The 16583-nt window shown below is 60.3% G+C and carries 20 protein-coding genes and 1 pseudogene; 8 read left to right on the top strand and 13 right to left on the bottom strand.

What is annotated here, in order from left to right:
* Window positions 1–2: 2 nt before the first annotated feature.
* Both LPQ25_RS13385 and LPQ25_RS13380 read left to right on the top strand, forming a co-directional pair.
* The gene (locus LPQ25_RS13385) at window positions 3–197 is read left to right on the top strand and encodes a hypothetical protein (RefSeq protein ID WP_002904612.1); all 195 of its coding nucleotides are present in this window, start codon (window positions 3–5) and stop codon (window positions 195–197) included.
* Window positions 198–215: 18 nt separating this feature from the next.
* A complete protein-coding gene (locus LPQ25_RS13380; protein WP_015874782.1) occupies window positions 216–698 on the top strand; it encodes an Hcp family type VI secretion system effector in 483 nt (160 codons plus the stop codon).
* A gap of 48 nt (window positions 699–746) precedes the next feature.
* Here the strand turns inward: LPQ25_RS13380 and LPQ25_RS13375 are convergent, their stop codons facing one another.
* From LPQ25_RS13375 to LPQ25_RS13350, 6 genes are all read right to left on the bottom strand, one after another.
* On the bottom strand, window positions 747–1127 hold the full coding sequence (locus LPQ25_RS13375; RefSeq protein WP_009308902.1) for a tautomerase family protein: 381 nt from the start codon (window positions 1125–1127) through the stop codon (window positions 747–749).
* Window positions 1118–1438, bottom strand: coding sequence for a carboxymuconolactone decarboxylase family protein (locus LPQ25_RS13370; protein ID WP_004143517.1), 321 nt, complete (start codon window positions 1436–1438; stop codon window positions 1118–1120). Before LPQ25_RS13370 ends, LPQ25_RS13375 begins: the two co-directional genes overlap by 10 nt.
* Before the next feature lie 160 nt (window positions 1439–1598).
* Window positions 1599–2360, bottom strand: a complete 762-nt coding sequence (gene tam, locus LPQ25_RS13365; RefSeq protein WP_004176221.1) for a trans-aconitate 2-methyltransferase — start codon at window positions 2358–2360, stop codon at window positions 1599–1601.
* A gap of 208 nt (window positions 2361–2568) precedes the next feature.
* Complete coding sequence (locus tag LPQ25_RS13360; RefSeq protein WP_002904624.1) at window positions 2569–2859, bottom strand: hypothetical protein; 291 nt, start codon at window positions 2857–2859, stop codon at window positions 2569–2571.
* A gap of 228 nt (window positions 2860–3087) precedes the next feature.
* A complete protein-coding gene (locus tag LPQ25_RS13355; RefSeq protein WP_048333340.1) occupies window positions 3088–4275 on the bottom strand; it encodes an MFS transporter in 1188 nt (395 codons plus the stop codon).
* Window positions 4276–4430: 155 nt separating this feature from the next.
* Window positions 4431–4853 carry a VOC family protein gene (locus LPQ25_RS13350; protein ID WP_004213413.1) on the bottom strand — a complete coding sequence of 141 codons (423 nt, stop codon included), beginning with the start codon at window positions 4851–4853 and terminating at the stop codon, window positions 4431–4433.
* A 207-nt stretch (window positions 4854–5060) separates the two neighbouring features.
* On the opposite strand from LPQ25_RS13350, the gene LPQ25_RS13345 reads away from it, so the two are divergent.
* A complete protein-coding gene (locus tag LPQ25_RS13345) occupies window positions 5061–6218 on the top strand; it encodes a YbfB/YjiJ family MFS transporter (RefSeq protein WP_004213417.1) in 1158 nt (385 codons plus the stop codon).
* Here LPQ25_RS13345 and LPQ25_RS13340 read toward each other — a convergent pair.
* Window positions 6215–7060 (bottom strand): LysR family transcriptional regulator, encoded by an 846-nt coding sequence (locus LPQ25_RS13340; RefSeq protein ID WP_014907620.1) that lies wholly within the window; start codon window positions 7058–7060, stop codon window positions 6215–6217. The two genes, LPQ25_RS13345 and LPQ25_RS13340, sit on opposite strands and share 4 nt — an antisense overlap.
* Before the next feature lie 89 nt (window positions 7061–7149).
* Between LPQ25_RS13340 and LPQ25_RS13335 the strand changes: the two genes are divergently transcribed.
* A complete protein-coding gene (locus LPQ25_RS13335) occupies window positions 7150–8208 on the top strand; it encodes an NAD(P)H-dependent flavin oxidoreductase (protein WP_023328593.1) in 1059 nt (352 codons plus the stop codon).
* A 10-nt stretch (window positions 8209–8218) separates the two neighbouring features.
* Here LPQ25_RS13335 and LPQ25_RS13330 read toward each other — a convergent pair whose 3' ends face one another.
* From LPQ25_RS13330 to LPQ25_RS13315, 4 genes are read right to left on the bottom strand one after another with little or no spacing between them, the layout of a single operon-like run.
* On the bottom strand, window positions 8219–8878 hold the full coding sequence (locus tag LPQ25_RS13330) for a methionine ABC transporter permease (protein WP_004217626.1): 660 nt from the start codon (window positions 8876–8878) through the stop codon (window positions 8219–8221).
* Window positions 8875–9666 carry a methionine ABC transporter ATP-binding protein gene (locus LPQ25_RS13325; RefSeq protein WP_004176216.1) on the bottom strand — a complete coding sequence of 264 codons (792 nt, stop codon included), beginning with the start codon at window positions 9664–9666 and terminating at the stop codon, window positions 8875–8877. The genes LPQ25_RS13330 and LPQ25_RS13325 overlap by 4 nt, the downstream gene beginning before the upstream one ends.
* Window positions 9663–10469, bottom strand: coding sequence for a MetQ/NlpA family ABC transporter substrate-binding protein (locus tag LPQ25_RS13320; protein ID WP_009308890.1), 807 nt, complete (start codon window positions 10467–10469; stop codon window positions 9663–9665). Before LPQ25_RS13320 ends, LPQ25_RS13325 begins: the two co-directional genes overlap by 4 nt.
* A gap of 23 nt (window positions 10470–10492) precedes the next feature.
* Window positions 10493–11521 carry an isopenicillin N synthase family dioxygenase gene (locus tag LPQ25_RS13315; RefSeq protein ID WP_004176215.1) on the bottom strand — a complete coding sequence of 343 codons (1029 nt, stop codon included), beginning with the start codon at window positions 11519–11521 and terminating at the stop codon, window positions 10493–10495.
* Between the two features lie 282 nt (window positions 11522–11803).
* Between LPQ25_RS13315 and LPQ25_RS13310 the strand changes: the two are divergent.
* The 3 genes and pseudogenes from LPQ25_RS13310 to LPQ25_RS13300 all read left to right on the top strand — a co-directional run bounded on the left by LPQ25_RS13310 (window position 11804) and on the right by LPQ25_RS13300 (window position 13332).
* A pseudogene (locus tag LPQ25_RS13310) lies at window positions 11804–12067 on the top strand (VF530 family DNA-binding protein).
* A gap of 21 nt (window positions 12068–12088) precedes the next feature.
* Complete coding sequence (locus tag LPQ25_RS13305) at window positions 12089–12400, top strand: cupin domain-containing protein (protein ID WP_002904646.1); 312 nt, start codon at window positions 12089–12091, stop codon at window positions 12398–12400.
* A 176-nt stretch (window positions 12401–12576) separates the two neighbouring features.
* Window positions 12577–13332, top strand: coding sequence for a VOC family protein (locus LPQ25_RS13300; RefSeq protein ID WP_014907617.1), 756 nt, complete (start codon window positions 12577–12579; stop codon window positions 13330–13332).
* A gap of 9 nt (window positions 13333–13341) precedes the next feature.
* Here LPQ25_RS13300 and LPQ25_RS13295 read toward each other — a convergent pair whose 3' ends face one another.
* A complete protein-coding gene (locus tag LPQ25_RS13295) occupies window positions 13342–14286 on the bottom strand; it encodes an AraC family transcriptional regulator (RefSeq protein ID WP_004176212.1) in 945 nt (314 codons plus the stop codon).
* Between the two features lie 105 nt (window positions 14287–14391).
* On the opposite strand from LPQ25_RS13295, the gene LPQ25_RS13290 reads away from it, so the two are divergent.
* Window positions 14392–15630 (top strand): MFS transporter, encoded by a 1239-nt coding sequence (locus LPQ25_RS13290; RefSeq protein WP_014907616.1) that lies wholly within the window; start codon window positions 14392–14394, stop codon window positions 15628–15630.
* Here the strand turns inward: LPQ25_RS13290 and hpxE are convergent.
* Window positions 15607–16581 carry a molybdenum cofactor-independent xanthine hydroxylase subunit HpxE gene (gene hpxE / locus LPQ25_RS13285; RefSeq protein WP_017880076.1) on the bottom strand — a complete coding sequence of 325 codons (975 nt, stop codon included), beginning with the start codon at window positions 16579–16581 and terminating at the stop codon, window positions 15607–15609. The two genes, LPQ25_RS13290 and hpxE, sit on opposite strands and share 24 nt — an antisense overlap.
* Window positions 16582–16583: the final 2 nt, after the last annotated feature.

Genomic DNA, 16583 nt, shown 5'->3' with positions numbered 1-16583 from the left:
GGATGGATTTCTTGAAAAGATGGTTAAAAGAAGAATTCATTCTTTTTTTATGGGGATGGGGTATTGTATTATTAATCATTATATTTAGCATGATTGCAGTCTCTCTTTTTCCTGACATTGCCATTAACTTAATAGGACTTTTTGTTTTATTAATCATTGGGTTTCACGTTGTCGTTTGGTTTAAAGTTAAAAACTGATATGAAAGAGGAGGGGTAATGTCAAATCCAGCATATTTATGGTTAACTGATGAGAATGATTCGCCTATTATAGGTTCTTGCCTGATGCCCACACGCACGGGTTCCATCGAATTGCGCGCAGTGAATCATCATGTTTGGTTACCTACCGATAATAATACAGGAAAGCTGACGGGAACCCGTCTTCATACACCGGTTAAAATTCAAAAAGAGTTTGACAGAACAACACCTTTGTTATTTAGGGCTCTTTGTGAAGGTCGAATATTAAGATCGGCAACGCTAAAAATGTACAGAATAAATGAGGCGGGACTGGAAGTTGAATATTTTAACATAGCGATGGCGAATCTTAAGATTACGGCAATCACACCAAATTTACATCCGGCCGGAATGACAAGTACTCACCTTGAAGACATTGATTTCCGTTATGAGACGATCACCTGGATATACACAGAAGGGAACATCATGTATCGTGATTCATGGAACGATCGCTGTTGTGCATGGTAGCAAATGATATAGTGCTGAAACGCGGCGCCTCTTGCGGCGCCGCCTGTCTCATTCATCCGCCATCTTCCCTGCGCTAAAACTCCAGTCCTCCAGTTGGTTAAACTGGATAACCACCATCACGTCCTGCGGGCTGACCGCCATCTCATCGTCTAACCGCGCGCAGAGCCGACGATAGAGTCCCTGTTTCTGCGCCCGGCTGCGCGGTTTTCCAGCGAAAATATGAAACAGCACGAAGCGGGCGCTGCGTCCTTCGCTGAGGTAGTGCGGGTCGTAAATGCGCTGCTCATCGGCGGCCCGTTCGATAAACTGAAATCTGTCTGCTGACGGAACGTCGAACTCCGCCACCAGACACTCATGAAAGAGCGCCGACAATTGAGCAAACTCCGCGGGATGCCAGGCGGTGCCAAGCGAAATTCGGGTCAGGGGCATGACGCCTCCTGCGCGTTCAGGCAGGTCAGGGCGCTGGCCGCCGCCGGCCAACCGGCATAGAACGCCAGATGGGTAAACAATTCGACAATTTCTTCCCGGCTCAGGCCATTCTGATAGCCGAGCGCGATGTGCCACGGCAGCTGTTCAGTTTTGCCCTGCGCCGTCAGGGCGGAAAGGGTGATCAGGCTGCGTTCGCGGGGCGACAGCTCGCTCCGCGCCCAGATATCGCCAAACAGCACCGTTTCGGTCAGCTCGGCTAGCTTTGGCGCGATAGCAGCCAGCGTTCGGCGATCGACAGGAGGAGTACTCATAGTGATTCTCTTTGCAGGTTAAAGGAGTCATCACTGTCGCACGCTGACTAAGATATTGAATATCGCAACGTTCGGGATTATCAATCCTGAAAATCAGGATGGTATAGCCGATCCTTTACACCTTTCATCACTCCGCTTTTCTGCCCACCTATCCCAACGGTCAGGCGGCGATCTTTCGCGCCACGATAAACAGCCGTGGGAAACGCAGGAGCACCTTCCCGTTACACTGTAACGGATAGTGTGCGGCCAGCAATGCGAGATAGCGTGTGAGAAACGCGCTTCCGGCCTGCTCGTCCAGGCCTGCCAGATAGGGGCGTAACCCGGTGCCCTGCAGCCAGTCGACAATCGCCTGATGAGAAGCAAGGGGATGAAAATAGGTGGTGCGCCAGATATCAACTTCGCAACCCTGGCGGCTGAGCAGATCGTACCAGGCGGCGGGCGGGAGTAACGGCTGGCGTCCACGGTCCGGCAACCCCATCTCGCTAGCAACCTGACGCATCAGGGTATGGGAAGGTTCCTGCCAGTTATCCGGCATCTGCACTGCCAGCGTTCCGTTGTCCGCCAGCTGGTTTACCAGATGGGGGAAAAGCGTCTCATGATCCGTCAGCCACTGCAGAGAGGCGTTGGCATAGATCACATCTGGCGGTTGCGCAGGCCGCCAGCGGGCAATATCGGCATCAATGAATTCGCAGTCGGGTAAGGCCTGCGCCGCCTGGACCAGCATGGCCGGGGAGTTATCGATACCGACGATCGTCGCCAACGGCCAGGCGGCGCGTAGCAGGCGGGTGCTGTTTCCCGGCCCGCAGCCGAGGTCGACGGCGTGCTCGACCTGCAGATGGGCAATACGCGAGAGCAGGTCGGCCGCGGGGCGGGTACGTTCAGCGTCAAATTGCAGATACAACGAAGGATTCCAGTCGGCCATCGGGTGCAGTTCCTGTGTGAGGAGGGAGACAGGGTAAAGCATAGAACGCGTCAGGCGGCATGTCAGCGGTTAATGAACCTCAGCGGTCACCTTTGTGCGTGACAGTGTCACAAAATAGAACGTGGCTGGATTGCGCCTGCGCTGTTGGCCGAACCTGGGATTGAGACATGGCAGGGAACGTCTCTGCGCCCGTGGCGGGCGCAGGAGCCTATTCGGCGTTTTTGAGCGCCTCGGCGCGGCTGGCGGTGGCGTAGACAAAATCCAGCATCGGCTCGAGATCGGTGTCATAGCCAGCCTGAATAATTTTTCCTCGCAGCCATTCGATTTCACTGGTGATATCGGGAGGAAAAATGTTGTTATCCTGCGCCCGGCGCAGCCATTTCAGCAGAAAGTTATTCTTTCCCCTGATACCACCTGCTTTTTTCGATTTTCCGTGCATCTTCAGCGCGACCAGGACGCAGTAATAGAAATGAACGCGCTGATTAAAACTTTGGTGCATGTCTGTGTTTCCCGCCAGAATCAGGAATTCACCGTGTGGGTCAGTGATTCGGATTGGACTACGGTACCGGGCTGGATCGTTGCGCGAACTCTGTTGTCTACCAGTACCGTCCATGCATCTGTTGCCAGACGCTGACGGGATGTTGGCACGGAAGCCGAATCGTCGTCAATTGCCGATTCATTTTTTGCCGGCGTTATCGGACCGCGGCGGCCCGCGAGCCGGGCCACACTACTCTCTGGCGACAAGCCGCTGTTGCCGATGTACGCGGAAAATCAGCAGGAATGCGAGCGCCACCACGATCGCCGCCAGCAGATACAGCGTGGCGAGATCGTAGAACCCGGCGACCCAGCCGGCCAGCGGCCCGGTCAGGCCCAGCGCCAGATCAAGAAACGCCGAGTAGGTGCCGAGGGCGGTTCCCTGATTTTGCTCTTCCACCTGTTTTACCGCCTCAACTCCTAAAGCCGGAAAGACCAGCGAGAAACCCGAACCGGTGAGAAAGGCGCCGACGCCGGCTATCCATGCTGATGGCGCCAGCCAGATAAGCAGCAGGCCGAGACTTTCAATGATGAAGCAGGCCAGGGAGACCGGGACTCCGCCAAAGCGGGTAATGGTATTTCCCAGCACCAGGCGAACGCAGATAAAGCCGACGCTGAACAGCGAAAGGGTAAACGCGGCGCCCTGCCAGCTGTGCGCGGCGAAGTAGAGGGTGATAAAGGTGGCGATAACGCCGAAACCGACGGTGCCAAAGGCCAGCCCCAGGCCGTAAGGCCAGATTTTTCGCACCACCGCGTGAAAGGGCGCTCTGGCGCCGGCGGTCACCTTGACGTCCTGGCGGGTACGAGCGAACAGCAGACCGATGGCCGCGACCAGCACTACCACCGTAGCAAAGCCGCTGATGCCAAAATAGTGATTGAGGGTAACTCCCAGCGGCGCCCCGACCGCCATCGCCACATAGGTCGCCACGCCGTTCCAGGAGATAACCCGTGACGTGTGGATCGCGCCGACGGTTTTGATCCCCCACAGGGTGGCGCCGGTGGCGGTAAAGCTCTCGCCGACGCCGAGAAACACCCGGCCCGCCAGCAGCGCGGCAATGGCCAGCATCGGCGTTGCCTGCAGGACTACCGCCAGTAGCGTGAAGGCGCCACTGAGCAGGCAGCAGACGATCCCAAGGCTGACCACTTTTTTCGGCCCCCAGATATCGGTGTAGCGCCCGGCGTGCGGCCGGCTTATCAGCGTCGATATGTACTGCAGACTGATCACAATTCCGGCGACAAAGGTGCTGTAGCCCAGCTGATAGTGAATATAGCCCGGCAGTACGGCCAGCGGCAGACCAATGGAGAGATAGCAGATACAGGTAAAAACAACGATCGAAATAATGCGCAAATTGAGTTGTGTAGTGCTGACGGAAGTGCTCATAGGGATAAGAGGTTAATACAACGGGATGTGTAGCATAGCGCGCCGTGAGGGTGCTGGCGAGGCGCGACAGCGTTTTATCGGTAACCGACGGGAACGATATTTGTACGAATGTAAATAACTGCTTTTACAGCGCTTAACGCCCGCCTCGCTCAGCGTCAGCTCGCCGCCATACCCGACGAATCACACACCATGCCCCAGGCGCGGTTTTGCAATACCGTGCGGTAGCCGTCCCGGTCGACGAAAGTGACGCCATTGACCTCCCAGTAAGGGTTAAACGCCGTAACGCGCAGAAATCCGGCGGCGTCCATGGCTGCGCACTGTGCCTCCCATGCCGCCTGCTGCGGATAGTACAGCACCAGCAGATCTTCATCGCCTGGCGAGGGGGTGACGGGATGGTGGCGGCAGTGGGTGAATTCCAGATGCCAGCCCGCTTCGGGCGCGCCGAGCATTATCCCGCTAAATCCTTCATGATCGGTAAAGCTGCCGAGCTGCTCGAGTCCCAGCCCGGCGCAATACATGCTGGCGGTGGTGTCCAGTTCGCTGACCGGCCTGGCAATACGCATATGACAGAACGACATAATGACTCCCGTGAGCATAAGTTGAGTTGATACTGTACCGGTAAATCGGCCCGGCGTGTGTTAAGCCGTGCCCAGGCGCCACCTTCTCTCTGTAAATACCATAGCGGATTAACATCCGCCTTGCGCCAATAATACCTCTTCATCATAATAAAAAAAGAATCATTCAATCTTATTATTCTTAAATTGAGAATCACTGTGGGGTGGTGGATGAATAACCAATCGCGCCAGGCCTTATGGCTGGCACTGGCTGGATCGATAGTACTGATGATCGGCATGGGCTATGGGCGCTTTGCCTTCACCGGCGTGCTGCCGCTTATGCTTAATGAAGGTCTGTTAACCCTGCACGAGGGCAATCTCGCCGCGTCGGCCAATTACGCTGGCTATCTGGTCGGCGCGTTGCTGCTGGCGCGGGTGCAGCCTGGGGCCGCCACCCGACTGAGCATTATCTCCGCCGGGTTGACCATCGCCAGCCTGGCGCTGCTGGCCTGGGTGAGCTCGCCGTGGACCATTATTACGCTGCGCGCCGTCGCCGGCGCGCTGAGCGCGATAACGCTGATTGCAGGTTCGCTGTGGCTGCTGGAACATATGGGGCATCATCACGGGGCGCCGTTGCTGTATGCCGGGGTGGGGCTGGGGATATTTATCTCCGCGGAGGGGATCGCCCTTGGACATGCCCTGAGCCTCACCAGCCAGCAGATCTGGCTGCTCTGCGCATTATGCGCCGGTCTGCTGCTGGCGCTGGCGATCCGTTGGCTACTGACTCCGCCGGCTGCACTGGTGAGGGTTTCCCATGTTGAGACCTCCCTGCCTGCGTCCGGGAGCGATACCCGTCGCGCGGCGTGGCGACTCTTGATGGTTTACGGTCTGGCGGGCTTCGGCTATATCATCACCGCCACTTATCTGCCGTTGTTTCTGTCCGGTTCGCTGCAGAGCGTTGACCCGGTCCATCTGTGGGCGCTGTTTGGTCTGGCGGCCGCGCCGTCCTGCCTCATCTGGCATAAGCTGGTGCTAAAGTGGGGATACCGGCAAGCGCTGACCCGCAACCTGCTCGTCCAGGCGCTTGGCGTGATCCTTCCAGCCTGCAGCGCTTCATTGCTGTTTTGCGTGCTAAGCGCGCTTTTGGTGGGCTTTACCTTTATGGGCACCGTAACCATTGCGCTACCGAAGGCGAAAAGTCTCAGCCATCAGGTGAGCTTCAATATGATTGCCGCGATGACTGCACTGTACGGTGTGGGACAGATTGCCGGGCCGCTTATCGCCGGCGCGCTGTATCAGATCGCGGCTTCATTTAACCCGGCGCTCTATGCCGCGGCGCTGGCGCTGCTGATTGCCGCAGGGCTGGTCTTTACCGAACGCCAGGCTTAGCCAATCGCCACGCTTTGCAGCAGCTTGCGCCACTCGCTCAGGGCGGGGGCGCTCAAGCCGCTGCGCCAGATAAGCTGGGTGGTCGCCTCGCACAGCGGTTCGCTAAGGCAGTTTTCGGGAAGCGTCATCAGCGACAGCACGCTCTGCGGCAGCAGGCAGGCGTAGCGCCCGGACGCCACGCAGGCAAGCATGCTGTGATAGGAATTGACCTCATGCACCTCGACGGCCGCCTGCTGTTCCGCCAGCCAGCGTTCTCCCAGCGCGCGGTAGCTGCAGCCGCTGGCAAATGCCGCGAACCGCAGCGGACCCGGGGTCTGCGGACGGACCAGCATCAGGGTTTCATAAAACACCGGGGTGAATGCCAGCTCGTCGGGACAGGCAGGTTGCCCATCGGCCCCTGGCGGCAGGCAGACCAGCGCGGCATCAAGGGCGGCGGTTAACACCCCCTCGGTTAACTGGCTGGTTGGTTGGGTGATGAGGGTGATATCCACCTGCGGGCACTGCTGTTGGAAGCGGGTAAGCAGCGGCGGCAGCCGGCTGGCGGCGGTCGCCTCCATCGCGCCCAGACGCAGACTGCCGCCTGGGGTTGTCGGATGCAGAGCCTGCTTTGCCTCTTCCGCCAGGCTCAGGATCCGCCGGGCATAGCTGAGAAACTGCACGCCTGCCGGGGACAACACCATTTTTTTGTTGCCGCGAACGAAGAGCTCAACGGCAAGCTCCTCTTCCAGCTGCTGAATGCGGGTCGTGATATTGGACTGTGCGCGGCCCAGCCGTTTTGCTGCCTGGGTGACGCTCTGCGTTTCTGCCACCTGAATGAAGATCTCGAGTGTGCTGTGGTTCATATTTTTCTTCTCAATACGATAATAATGTTGATCTTACCATCTTTAAAGGAGATGGTAAGCCTCCGGCATCGTTAATGCATGAGGAAACCATGAGCAACCCGCTGCTTTCGCTTCTTGATATTGATTATCCCCTGATTCAGGCCCCGATGGCGGGCGTCTCCACCCCCGCGCTGGCTGCCGCGGTAAGTAATGCCGGCGCGCTGGGCTCGCTGGGGCTGGGCGCTTCAACCGTTGCCCAGGCGGAAGCGATGATAGTCGCCACCCGCCAGCTGACGGACCGTCCGTTCAATGTCAATCTGTTCTGCCATGCGCCGCCCCGGCGCGACGCCCGGCGGGAAGCCGACTGGGCAACAACATTACGTCCCCATTTTGCCCGCTATGGCAGTACGCCACCGGATTCGTTAAGCGAGATCTACCAGACATTTATCGGTCATGCGCCGATGCTGGAGCTGCTTCTCGACCTGTCGCCGGCGGTGGTGAGCTTTCATTTTGGTCTTCCTGAAGGTGAGACGATCCAGCGTCTGCGGCGGCAGGGGATCGTTACCCTGGCGACAGCGACTTCGCTCCAGGAGGCGCTGCTGATTGAACAGCAGGGGATCGACGTGGTGGTCGCTCAGGGCTATGAGGCGGGTGGGCACCGGGGGATCTTTGCTCCGCAGGCGCCTGACGCGCAGCTGAGCACCTTCACCCTGGTGCAACTTCTGCGGCGTCGACTAACCATCCCGGTGGTGGCCGCCGGAGGCATCATGGACGGAGCGGGGATCGCCAGCGTGATGCAGTTGGGGGCGCAGGGCGTACAGCTCGGTACGGCGTTTTTACTGTGTCCGGAATCGGCCGCCGACGCCGGCTACCGCGCGGCGATCCACAACAGTCTTGACGGGCGTACGGTGCTGACCTCCGCGATATCCGGGCGTCCGGCACGCTGTCTGGCGAATGCCTTCTGTGCGCTGGGGGAAGGCTATCCGGCGAGCGCCGTGCCGGATTATCCGCTGGCGTATGATATCGGCAAAGCGCTGGCCGCCGCCGCGAAAGCCCAGGGCGTCCATGAGTATGGCGCCCACTGGGCCGGGCAGGGGGTGGGGTTGATCCGCGAGTGTGACGCCGCCACTCTGATCCGCCAGCTGGCGGCAGAGAGCGGCTGGAACTAATGACTGACGGCTAGCGGCGGTGGGCCAGGCTACGCACCAGCCGATCGCCGGCCATTTGCACCCCCTGGACCATCGCCACCAGGATCAGCACTGTGCCAAACATGACTTCATTATTAAACCGCTGATAGCCGTAGCGGATGGCGAGGTCGCCGAGTCCACCGCCGCCGATCACACCGGCCATGGAGGAGAAACCAATCAGCATCACGATGGTCAGCGTGATCCCGGCCAGCAGCGTTGGCAGGGCTTCCGGCAGCAGGGATTTAAAAATCACGTGCCAGACGTTGCCGCCCATCGACAGAATGGCTTCAATTCTCCCGTAGTCCACCTCGTCGAGCGCGTTTTCCGTCAGACGGGCAAAGAACGGAAAGGCGCCGATGGTTACCGGCACGATGGCGGCGGTGCTGCCCAGCGTGGTGCCGACGATCAGCCGGGTAAAGGGGATCAGGGCGATCAGCAGTACGATAAACGGCAGCGACCTGCCGATGTTGATCACCGCGCCTAACAGCGCGTTCAGTTTCGGCATCGGCGCCAGCCCGTTGGCGCGGGAAATAAACAACAGCACGCCGGTGGGCAGCCCGATCAGCACCGTAAACAGGGCCGCCAGGCCCACCATATAGAGCGTATCCAGCGTGCCGTCGAGTAATAACGGCCACAAATCTTCCCAGCTCATGCTACTCCGCATAATGGCCTCCCCTGAACGCCGTGGCGGGTAAGAAATTCCTGTTCAGCCTGCGGGTCGTGCAGCAGCGACTGGCGCAGCCGCGACCATGGGGTCACCAGCAGGTCGGCAAGTTTACCGCTTTCGACAATCTCGCCCTGTTCCAGCAGCGCCGCGTGGTCACAGATGGTTTTCACCACCTCCAGCTGGTGCGTAATCAGCACAATGGTCAGATTGAGGCGCTGGTTAATATCCGCCAGCAGGGCCAGCACCGAGGCGGTGGTCTCGGGATCCAGCGCACTGGTCGCCTCATCGCACAGCAGCACTTCCGGCCGGGCGGCCAGCGCCCGGGCGATGCCGACGCGCTGCTTTTGCCCGCCGGAAAGCTGTGACGGGAAAGCGGCGGCCTTTTCGCTGAGATCCACCAGCGCCAGCAGTTCGCGCACCCGGGCCTCGCGAGCGGCCCTCGGCACTCCGGCAATCTCCAGCGGCACCGCGACGTTGTCAGCGACGGTGCGGGCATGCAGCAGATTGAAGTGCTGGAAAATCATCCCGGTGCGCAGGCGATAATCCCGCAGCGCCGCCTTGTTCAACTGGGTAATATCCTGTCCGTTCACCAGAATGCGGCCCGAGGTGGGCCGCTCCAGTAAATTGAGACAGCGGATGAGCGTACTTTTGCCGGCGCCACTGCGCCCGAGAATGCCGTATATTGCCCCTTTCGGTATCTGCAACGCGATATCGTTCAGCGCCGGTCGGCCGGTTCCGGCGTAGGTTTTGCTCAGCCCTTCGATGGTTATCATGACTGAGGGGCCACCGGGATCACCGAGCCGTTGTAGGTTTTACGGATAAACTCCGCCACCTGCGGCGAGGTCAGATCTTTCGCCAGCGCCTTAATGCGCGGGTCATTCGCCAGGGCTGGGGTGGTCACCAGAATATTGGCGTACGGGTTATGCTCGGCGCTTTCTAGCCCCAGGGCATCCTTCGCTGGCACCAGGCCGGCTTCCAGCGCGTAGTTACCGTTAATCACCGCCAGGTCGACATCGTCGAGGGAGCGCGGGATCTGCGGCGATTCAATCTCCAGAATCTTCAGGTGTTTCGGGTTCTCGACAATATCCTTCGGCGTCGCCAGGGTGGTGGCCGGGTCGGTAAATTTAGGGTCCAGCTTGATAAGCTTCTGCGCCTGCAGCAGGAACAGCGCCCGGCTCAGGTTGGTGGTGTTATTCGGCACCGCCACCGTGGCGTTTTCCGGCAGTGATGAGAAATCTTTATGCTTATGCGAGTAAATTCCCAGCGGCTCAATATGCACGGTGGCCGCGACGGCAAAGGTTTTACCCAGCGCTTTTTCCTGATCCTTCAGATAGGGAACATGCTGGAAGTAGTTGGCATCCACATCGCCACTGGCCAGCAGTTCATTGGCGTTGACCCCGCTGGTCAGCTCCACCACCTTCAGATCGAGGCTGGGATCGATTTTTTTGATGTAGTTGAGGATCTCCGCGTGGGGAACCGGGTCCGCGGCGACGCGCAGCGCGGCAGCCTGGGCAGACGTCCATACCAGAGAAAGAGACAGTGCGACCCCTGCCAGTTTAAAAGCGGCATATTTCATGGTGTGTTCCTTTTTAGTTATGGTTAAACGATCAATTGCTCGGCGCGTTCGCGAAACACGTCCTGATAGTAGCGTTCCGCCACGTCCGGATGGGAACGCAGACGGCCCTTGAGATAATTCCAGCCGACATCGCGCAGCAGCGGATTGTGCGGGTCGCTGTCCGGCCCTCGCGCTTCACGCGCCAGCTCGGGCGGCAGGGTGTAAACCGGCACCACCGCGTCAAGCTGGGCGCCGAGGAAGAAGGCGATGGAGAGGCGCTGCTGCTGCGCCGGCGGCGACACCACGCGATGGACGGTAGCGCGCAAATACCCGTTGGTCGCCAGCTCCAGCAGTTCGCCAATATTGACCACAAAGCTGCCGGCCAGCGGCACGGCGTCGATCCATTCTCCAGGCGCGACCTCTACCTGCAGTCCTTTCTGCTCGTCCTGCAGCAGGAAGCTGAGAAACCCCGAATCTTTATGGGCGCCGACGCCCTGGCTGCTTTGGGTCTCCTGCTGGCCGGGGTAGCGGATCAGTTTGATATGCTCGTTGGGTTTCTCGCCGTAGAGCTGATCGAAAGCATTCTCCGGGAGCTGCAGGGCTTCGGCAAAGGCGCGCAGCAGGCGGATGCCCACCTGGGTCATTTGCTGTTGCCAGTGAAGTAATACCGGTTTAAGCGACGGCAGGGCGGCAGGCCACAGATTCGGACCCTGCAGGCGCTGCCAGCGCGGGGCGTCGTCGCTGAGGGTTAGCGCCGGACGTTCGGCGCCGATATCAAACTGTTCTCGCCAGTCAGGCTGGCCGCGCGTCAGCTCAGAGGCCGCGCGGTTATAGCCGCGAAAATGGGGGGAGTGGATCATCGCCACCTGCTGTTTTTGCGCCTCATCGAGAGCAAAAAAACGCTGGGACTGGCGCTGAACTTCATATTGAAGCGCGTCGTCGACACCGTGGTTGATCAAATAGAAGAAGCCGATGTCGCGGGCGGCATGACGCAGGTCGGCCAGGAAGGCCGCTTTATCCGCGGGGTCCGCGTAGCGGGCCAGGTCGAGAATCGGCAGGGTGGTCGCGTTCATTGTGTTCTCCGAAAACGGGGTAATAAGTTATGGGTAGATTCAGGTTCTGGGTTCGGGCACAACAGCAGCGCATGGTGATTTCCTCTGTCCGGGGCTGAACACAGCTTGCCTCAAGGCCAAATAAGCAACCAATAACGTTATTTTCTAATTTATGACTGCGCGGGGTTCAGTGCTTTTGCGTTAAATAGATATAGGCGCGAAGCGCGTAATGAAGCCGGTTGCGCCCGTCGGTGAGAGCCAGTAAGGTAGGCGCACTTTTTAATGCGGAACGGACGTATCGTAATGCACAGCTCGAAAGATCCCCTGCACGGCGTGACGCTGGAAGCGCTGCTCAATGCCCTGGTGGCGCGCTATGGTTGGGCGGAAATGGCCCGCTAGGTCAACATTAACTGCTTTAAAAGCGATCCCACCATTAAGTCCAGCCTCAAATTTCTCCGCCGGACGCCGTGGGCGCGCAAAGAGGTAGAGGCTATGTATCTCGCCTCCCTTGATGATGACGCGCCGGTGGAGAAAGCGGATCCCTGGGCAAACTGGCAGAAAAAATAACCCTTACCACAGGACACCACCATGCAGAGCTGGAGCAGTAAAGATTTCACCGCCGACCGCGCGTGGGGCGCGCTGGATATTGCCAATTTTTCCGGCACCACCGTGCGTCTACACTGGACCGACCAACCCTATATCTGGCACATCAATGATGGTCAGGAGGTGTTTGCCGTGATGGATGGTCAGGTGGCGATGCATGTGAAAGTCGACGGCGAGGAGCAGATCATCATGCTAAACGCCGGCGATATCTTCTACGCCGGGGTGGGATGCGAGCATGTCGCTCACCCGCAGGGGGCGGCGCGTATTCTGGTGATTGAGAAAGAAGGGTCGGTCTGACCCCGTGGCGGGCGGTTCTTTGCCCGCCGTTTCATCGCCTGTCAGATGCGACATACCGCGTTGATATAAATCACTTATCCTGCTTTCGATATATTTAATTCTTGTTTGCCATTCCCTTCACCCCAGCACTATCTTTTGCCGCAGGCGCCTGACCAGGCACAATCGCGGGAGAGATCATGGCAACCTTGCAGTGGGACCACGCAGTACAGTTTGTGAATCAGCCGGAAGCGGCGATTGAAATCTTTGCCGGGCAGCAGCTGTGGGCGGTGGCCGGTGGGCACCATCCGGGGTGGGGAACCCGCAATGCGCTGAGCTATTTTGGCCTGACCTATATCGAATTCCTCGCCATTGCCGACCCGGACGAACTGCGCGCCGCGACGGACAAATTCCTCCTTTCGCGCGACGCCGCACGGCTGCTGCCGGAGAATGAGGCGCTGTTTCGGGTGGCGCTGCGCAGCGACGACATCGACGCCACCCATGACCAGTTGCGTCGCACAGGGGTGACAGTGTCACCGATTGTTGATGGCCAGCGCAACGATCCGCAGGGCAATATCATCCGCTGGCGGATCTTCACCATCGATGGCGACACTGCCGGGCTGGTCTATCCCTTTGTGCTGCAGTGGGGAGAAGACGACGCCACCCGGCTGACGCGGCTGCGCGCCCAGAGGCTGGACGCGCCGCATCCGCTGGGCGACATTACGCTTGAGCAGGCGGTGTTCGTGGTGGTCAATCCGCAGGCGGTGCGCGATCGCTGGCAGGCGCTGCTGGGCTTTCCGCCCCTGGGGGAGCAGGGACTGGACGTGGGCGGCCAGCAATTTATCTTCCGTGAAGGGGCTGCCAACCAGCTGACCGAACTGGTGTTCCGCGTCGCCAACCCGGCGCTTAAGGGGCAGCGCTTTCGTGTCGGCAACGGCGTGTATCGCTTTACATAAAGGCTGACTCTAGCGTGCCGTGGCGCGCAGGGCCCCCGGCGGCTGGCCGGTGATGCGTTTGAAAGCCCGGCTGAAGGCCGCCAGCGACTGATACCCGAGGCTGAAGGCGACTTTTTCCAGCGCCTGGCCTTCATGGGTGATGTACTGCACCGCCAGCCGCATACGCAGCTCGGTGAGATAGCGGGCGGGGGTGGTGCCGGTGGCGGCGAGAAAACGTTCCGCGAACAGCGAGCGTGAAAGACCCGCCTCCCGCGCCAGATCTTCCACTTTCCAGTTGACCCCCGGGCGCTGATGCATGGCGTAGATCGCTTTCGCCAGCCGGGGATCGCGCAGGACCTGTACCCAGCCAGTGGCGTTGCCGCACCCGCACGCTACCCAGCCGCGGACAATCAGCGCGGCCACCACGTCCGCCAGCCGGGCGAGGATCCCGGCATAGCCTGCCTGGCGGGTGAGCGATTCCCGCTCCATCGCCGCCAACAGCGGCTGGATCTCCGGCCAGGTGTTTAGCAGGCTGCTGACCCGCATCACCTCGGGCATGGCCTTGACCAGCGGCTGCATGCCGCCGAGCTCAAAGTCCATACAACCGCTGAAAATGACGGCGCGCTCCGGGCAGTCAGGCTGGTCGCCAGCGTTGATACAACTTACCGTGCTGCACACCGTTTCGCTGGGCAGCTGCGCCACGTTGACCACCGTGGCCTGCGGATCCGAGAGCAGGGCGTGCCCGTCGCCGTTGGGAATAAACAGCGCATCGCCGCTCTCGAGGGTGAACTGTTCTCCGCTGGCCATGCGCAGCAGCACCGGCCCGCGGCTGATGAAATGGAACTGGGCTTTACCCGCCACGGCGCTAAAGCCGACGCCGAACGGGCGTGCGGTTTCGATGCGCCGGTAGTTAACGCCGGAGAGGCGCATACCGCGCAACAGTTCGCTGGTCAGATCGATGGCAGGCTGGCTCATGGTAATTCCGGACGAATAATCAATAACTGAAGAGTATGCATCATATATCGTCCGAAAGTAAGGCCCTAAGATGACCAGGATGTTAATAAACCTGGAGAGTTGTATATGAGTTCCTGCATAGCTGCTGACGCGAGCCTGTCATCCGCCAAACCTGCCTGGCGCGCCGTCTATGCCCTGGCCCTCGGGGTGTTCGGCCTGATCGTGGCCGAGTTTCTGCCCGCCAGCCTGTTAACGCCGATGGCCAGCAGCCTCGGCGTCAGTGAAGGGATGGCCGGACAGGCGGTCACCGCGACGGCGCTGGTGGCGTTAGTTACCGGCCTGCTGATCGCCACCGCCACCCGCAATATCGATCGCCGCTGGGTGCTGATGTTCTTTTCCATACTGCAGATAGTCTCCAGCCTGATGGTCGCGTTTGCCGATTCGCTGGCGTTTCTCCTGCTGGGCCGTCTGCTGTTGGGGATCGCCATCGGCGGCTTCTGGGCGATGTCCACCGCCACGGCGATGCGTCTGGTGCCGGCGGCCCATGTGCCAAAGGCGCTGGCGATCATCTTTTCCGCGGTGTCTGTCGCCACGGTGGTGGCCGCGCCGCTCGGCAGCTACCTCGGGGAGCTGATCGGCTGGCGCAACGTGTTTATTCTCTGTGCGATACCCAGCCTGCTGGCGCTGCTCTGGCAGCTGTGGGTGCTGCCCTCCATGCGCCCGGAGAGCGTCGGGACCTTCTCCACGCTGTTCAGGGTGCTGCGCCGTCCCGGTATGCTGGGCGGCATGCTGGCGACGATCCTGATTTTCAGCGGCCATTTCGCCTTCTTTACCTACCTGCGGCCGTTCCTTGAGACCGTCGCACAGGCCAGTATCGAAGGGGTTTCGCTGATATTGCTCGGCTTCGGTGTCGCTAACTTTATCGGCACTTCGGTGGCGAGCTATCTGCTGAGCCGTAGCCTGCGCCTGACCCTGGCGCTGGTGCCGTTGATGATGAGCGTTCTGGCGCTGCTGATGGTGACGTTTGGCCATCTGACCGTGCTGGCCGGGCTGCTGGTCGCCCTGTGGGGATTTGCCTTCGGCCTGGTGCCGGTGGCCTGGTCCACCTGGCTTGCCACCACCGTGCCGGATGAAGCAGAAAGCGCGGGCGGTCTGCTGGTCGCCTCTATTCAGCTGGCCATCAGCGCCGGGGCCGCCGGCGGCGGGGCGGTGTTTGATTTGCACGGCGCCAGCGGCGTCTTCACCGGCAGCGGTCTGCTGCTGTTGAGCGCGATGGTGATTGTCTTCGCCGCCGTACGGGTGAAACCGGTCGCCCGCGCCGACCAGCCGGTGACGGGCCGCTTATCCCGCGAGATCGATAACTAAATTGGCCGACAGGCTGCGGGAGCAGCACAGCGCAATATGCTGCTCTGCGGCCTGTTTTTCCGCCTCCGACTGCACGGTATCCCGGTGGTCGACGGTTCCCTCGCGTACCGGCGTCAGGCAGGCGCCGCAGATCCCCATCTCGCAGGAGAGCGGCACCGCGACGCCATGCTCCTGCAGCACCTGGGCGATGGTTTTGTCCCCCGGCACCGGCCAGCGCTCCCCGGTGGAGGCGAGGGTGATGGTGAAGGTTCCGTCCGCCGCCGACGCCGCCGTCGGGGCGGGCGGCTGGAACGCTTCGCTGTGCAATTGCGCCTCCTCCCATCCGACCGCCCGCGCGGTATCGCGAACCCGGGCCATAAATCCGGGCGGACCGCAGAAGTAGACCCGGGTGTCGGCGTCCGGAGCCCCCAGATCCTGCGCCAGCCGCTGGCGCGGACTCTGCCCCTCGTCTGAGCAGTGGATCTGGCAGATTCCACCCGTTAGTTGGCGGGCGATCTCGGTGGCGAAGGCGGCCTCCTGCGCACGGCTAACGTAATAGTGCAGCGTAAAGCTGGCGCCGGACGCCGCCCGGGCGTGGGCCATCGCCAGCAGCGGCGTAATGCCGATCCCGGCGGCGAGAAGCACCACATGGCCGCCCTCGTGCAGCGGAAAGTGGTTGCGCGGGGCAGAGATCATCAATGGCTGTCCCGGGCGCAGGGTGTCATGAATATAACGGGAGCCACCGCGAGACTGCGACTCGCGGGCGATGCAGAGCAGATAGCGATCCCGTTCGGCCGGGCTGCCGGTCAGGGAGTACTGACGGATCAGCCCGCAGGGAAGATGGAGATCGATATGGGCGCCGGGCGTCCACGCCGGCAGCGGTTGCCCCTCGGCGCTCACCAGACGAACGGCCAGATTTTTCGCGCCCTGGCGCCACAGGCCATCGACCACCACCGGGAGTATGTCGCGCATAT

The sequence above is a fragment of the Klebsiella sp. KPN54798 genome (assembly GCF_021184225.1).
Classification (GTDB): domain Bacteria; phylum Pseudomonadota; class Gammaproteobacteria; order Enterobacterales; family Enterobacteriaceae; genus Klebsiella; species Klebsiella pneumoniae.
Note: the sequence above shows the minus strand (reverse complement) of the source record. Positions and strands in the feature narration are given on the sequence as shown.

Excerpts from the sequence above, each read along its gene's own strand:
- LPQ25_RS13385 (WP_002904612.1), top strand. The coding sequence starts at position 3 with ATGGATTTCTTGAAAAGATGGTTAAAAGAAGAATTCATTCTTTTTTTA.
- LPQ25_RS13380 (WP_015874782.1), top strand. The coding sequence starts at position 216 with ATGTCAAATCCAGCATATTTATGGTTAACTGATGAGAATGATTCGCCT.
- LPQ25_RS13375 (WP_009308902.1), bottom strand. The coding sequence starts at position 1,127 with ATGCCCCTGACCCGAATTTCGCTTGGCACCGCCTGGCATCCCGCGGAG.
- LPQ25_RS13370 (WP_004143517.1), bottom strand. The coding sequence starts at position 1,438 with ATGAGTACTCCTCCTGTCGATCGCCGAACGCTGGCTGCTATCGCGCCA.
- tam (WP_004176221.1), bottom strand. The coding sequence starts at position 2,360 with ATGGCCGACTGGAATCCTTCGTTGTATCTGCAATTTGACGCTGAACGT.
- LPQ25_RS13360 (WP_002904624.1), bottom strand. The coding sequence starts at position 2,859 with ATGCACCAAAGTTTTAATCAGCGCGTTCATTTCTATTACTGCGTCCTG.
- LPQ25_RS13355 (WP_048333340.1), bottom strand. The coding sequence starts at position 4,275 with ATGAGCACTTCCGTCAGCACTACACAACTCAATTTGCGCATTATTTCG.
- LPQ25_RS13350 (WP_004213413.1), bottom strand. The coding sequence starts at position 4,853 with ATGTCGTTCTGTCATATGCGTATTGCCAGGCCGGTCAGCGAACTGGAC.
- LPQ25_RS13345 (WP_004213417.1), top strand. The coding sequence starts at position 5,061 with ATGAATAACCAATCGCGCCAGGCCTTATGGCTGGCACTGGCTGGATCG.
- LPQ25_RS13340 (WP_014907620.1), bottom strand. The coding sequence starts at position 7,060 with ATGAACCACAGCACACTCGAGATCTTCATTCAGGTGGCAGAAACGCAG.
- LPQ25_RS13335 (WP_023328593.1), top strand. The coding sequence starts at position 7,150 with ATGAGCAACCCGCTGCTTTCGCTTCTTGATATTGATTATCCCCTGATT.
- LPQ25_RS13330 (WP_004217626.1), bottom strand. The coding sequence starts at position 8,878 with ATGAGCTGGGAAGATTTGTGGCCGTTATTACTCGACGGCACGCTGGAT.
- LPQ25_RS13325 (WP_004176216.1), bottom strand. The coding sequence starts at position 9,666 with ATGATAACCATCGAAGGGCTGAGCAAAACCTACGCCGGAACCGGCCGA.
- LPQ25_RS13320 (WP_009308890.1), bottom strand. The coding sequence starts at position 10,469 with ATGAAATATGCCGCTTTTAAACTGGCAGGGGTCGCACTGTCTCTTTCT.
- LPQ25_RS13315 (WP_004176215.1), bottom strand. The coding sequence starts at position 11,521 with ATGAACGCGACCACCCTGCCGATTCTCGACCTGGCCCGCTACGCGGAC.
- LPQ25_RS13305 (WP_002904646.1), top strand. The coding sequence starts at position 12,089 with ATGCAGAGCTGGAGCAGTAAAGATTTCACCGCCGACCGCGCGTGGGGC.
- LPQ25_RS13300 (WP_014907617.1), top strand. The coding sequence starts at position 12,577 with ATGGCAACCTTGCAGTGGGACCACGCAGTACAGTTTGTGAATCAGCCG.
- LPQ25_RS13295 (WP_004176212.1), bottom strand. The coding sequence starts at position 14,286 with ATGAGCCAGCCTGCCATCGATCTGACCAGCGAACTGTTGCGCGGTATG.
- LPQ25_RS13290 (WP_014907616.1), top strand. The coding sequence starts at position 14,392 with ATGAGTTCCTGCATAGCTGCTGACGCGAGCCTGTCATCCGCCAAACCT.
- hpxE (WP_017880076.1), bottom strand. The coding sequence starts at position 16,581 with ATGCGCGACATACTCCCGGTGGTGGTCGATGGCCTGTGGCGCCAGGGC.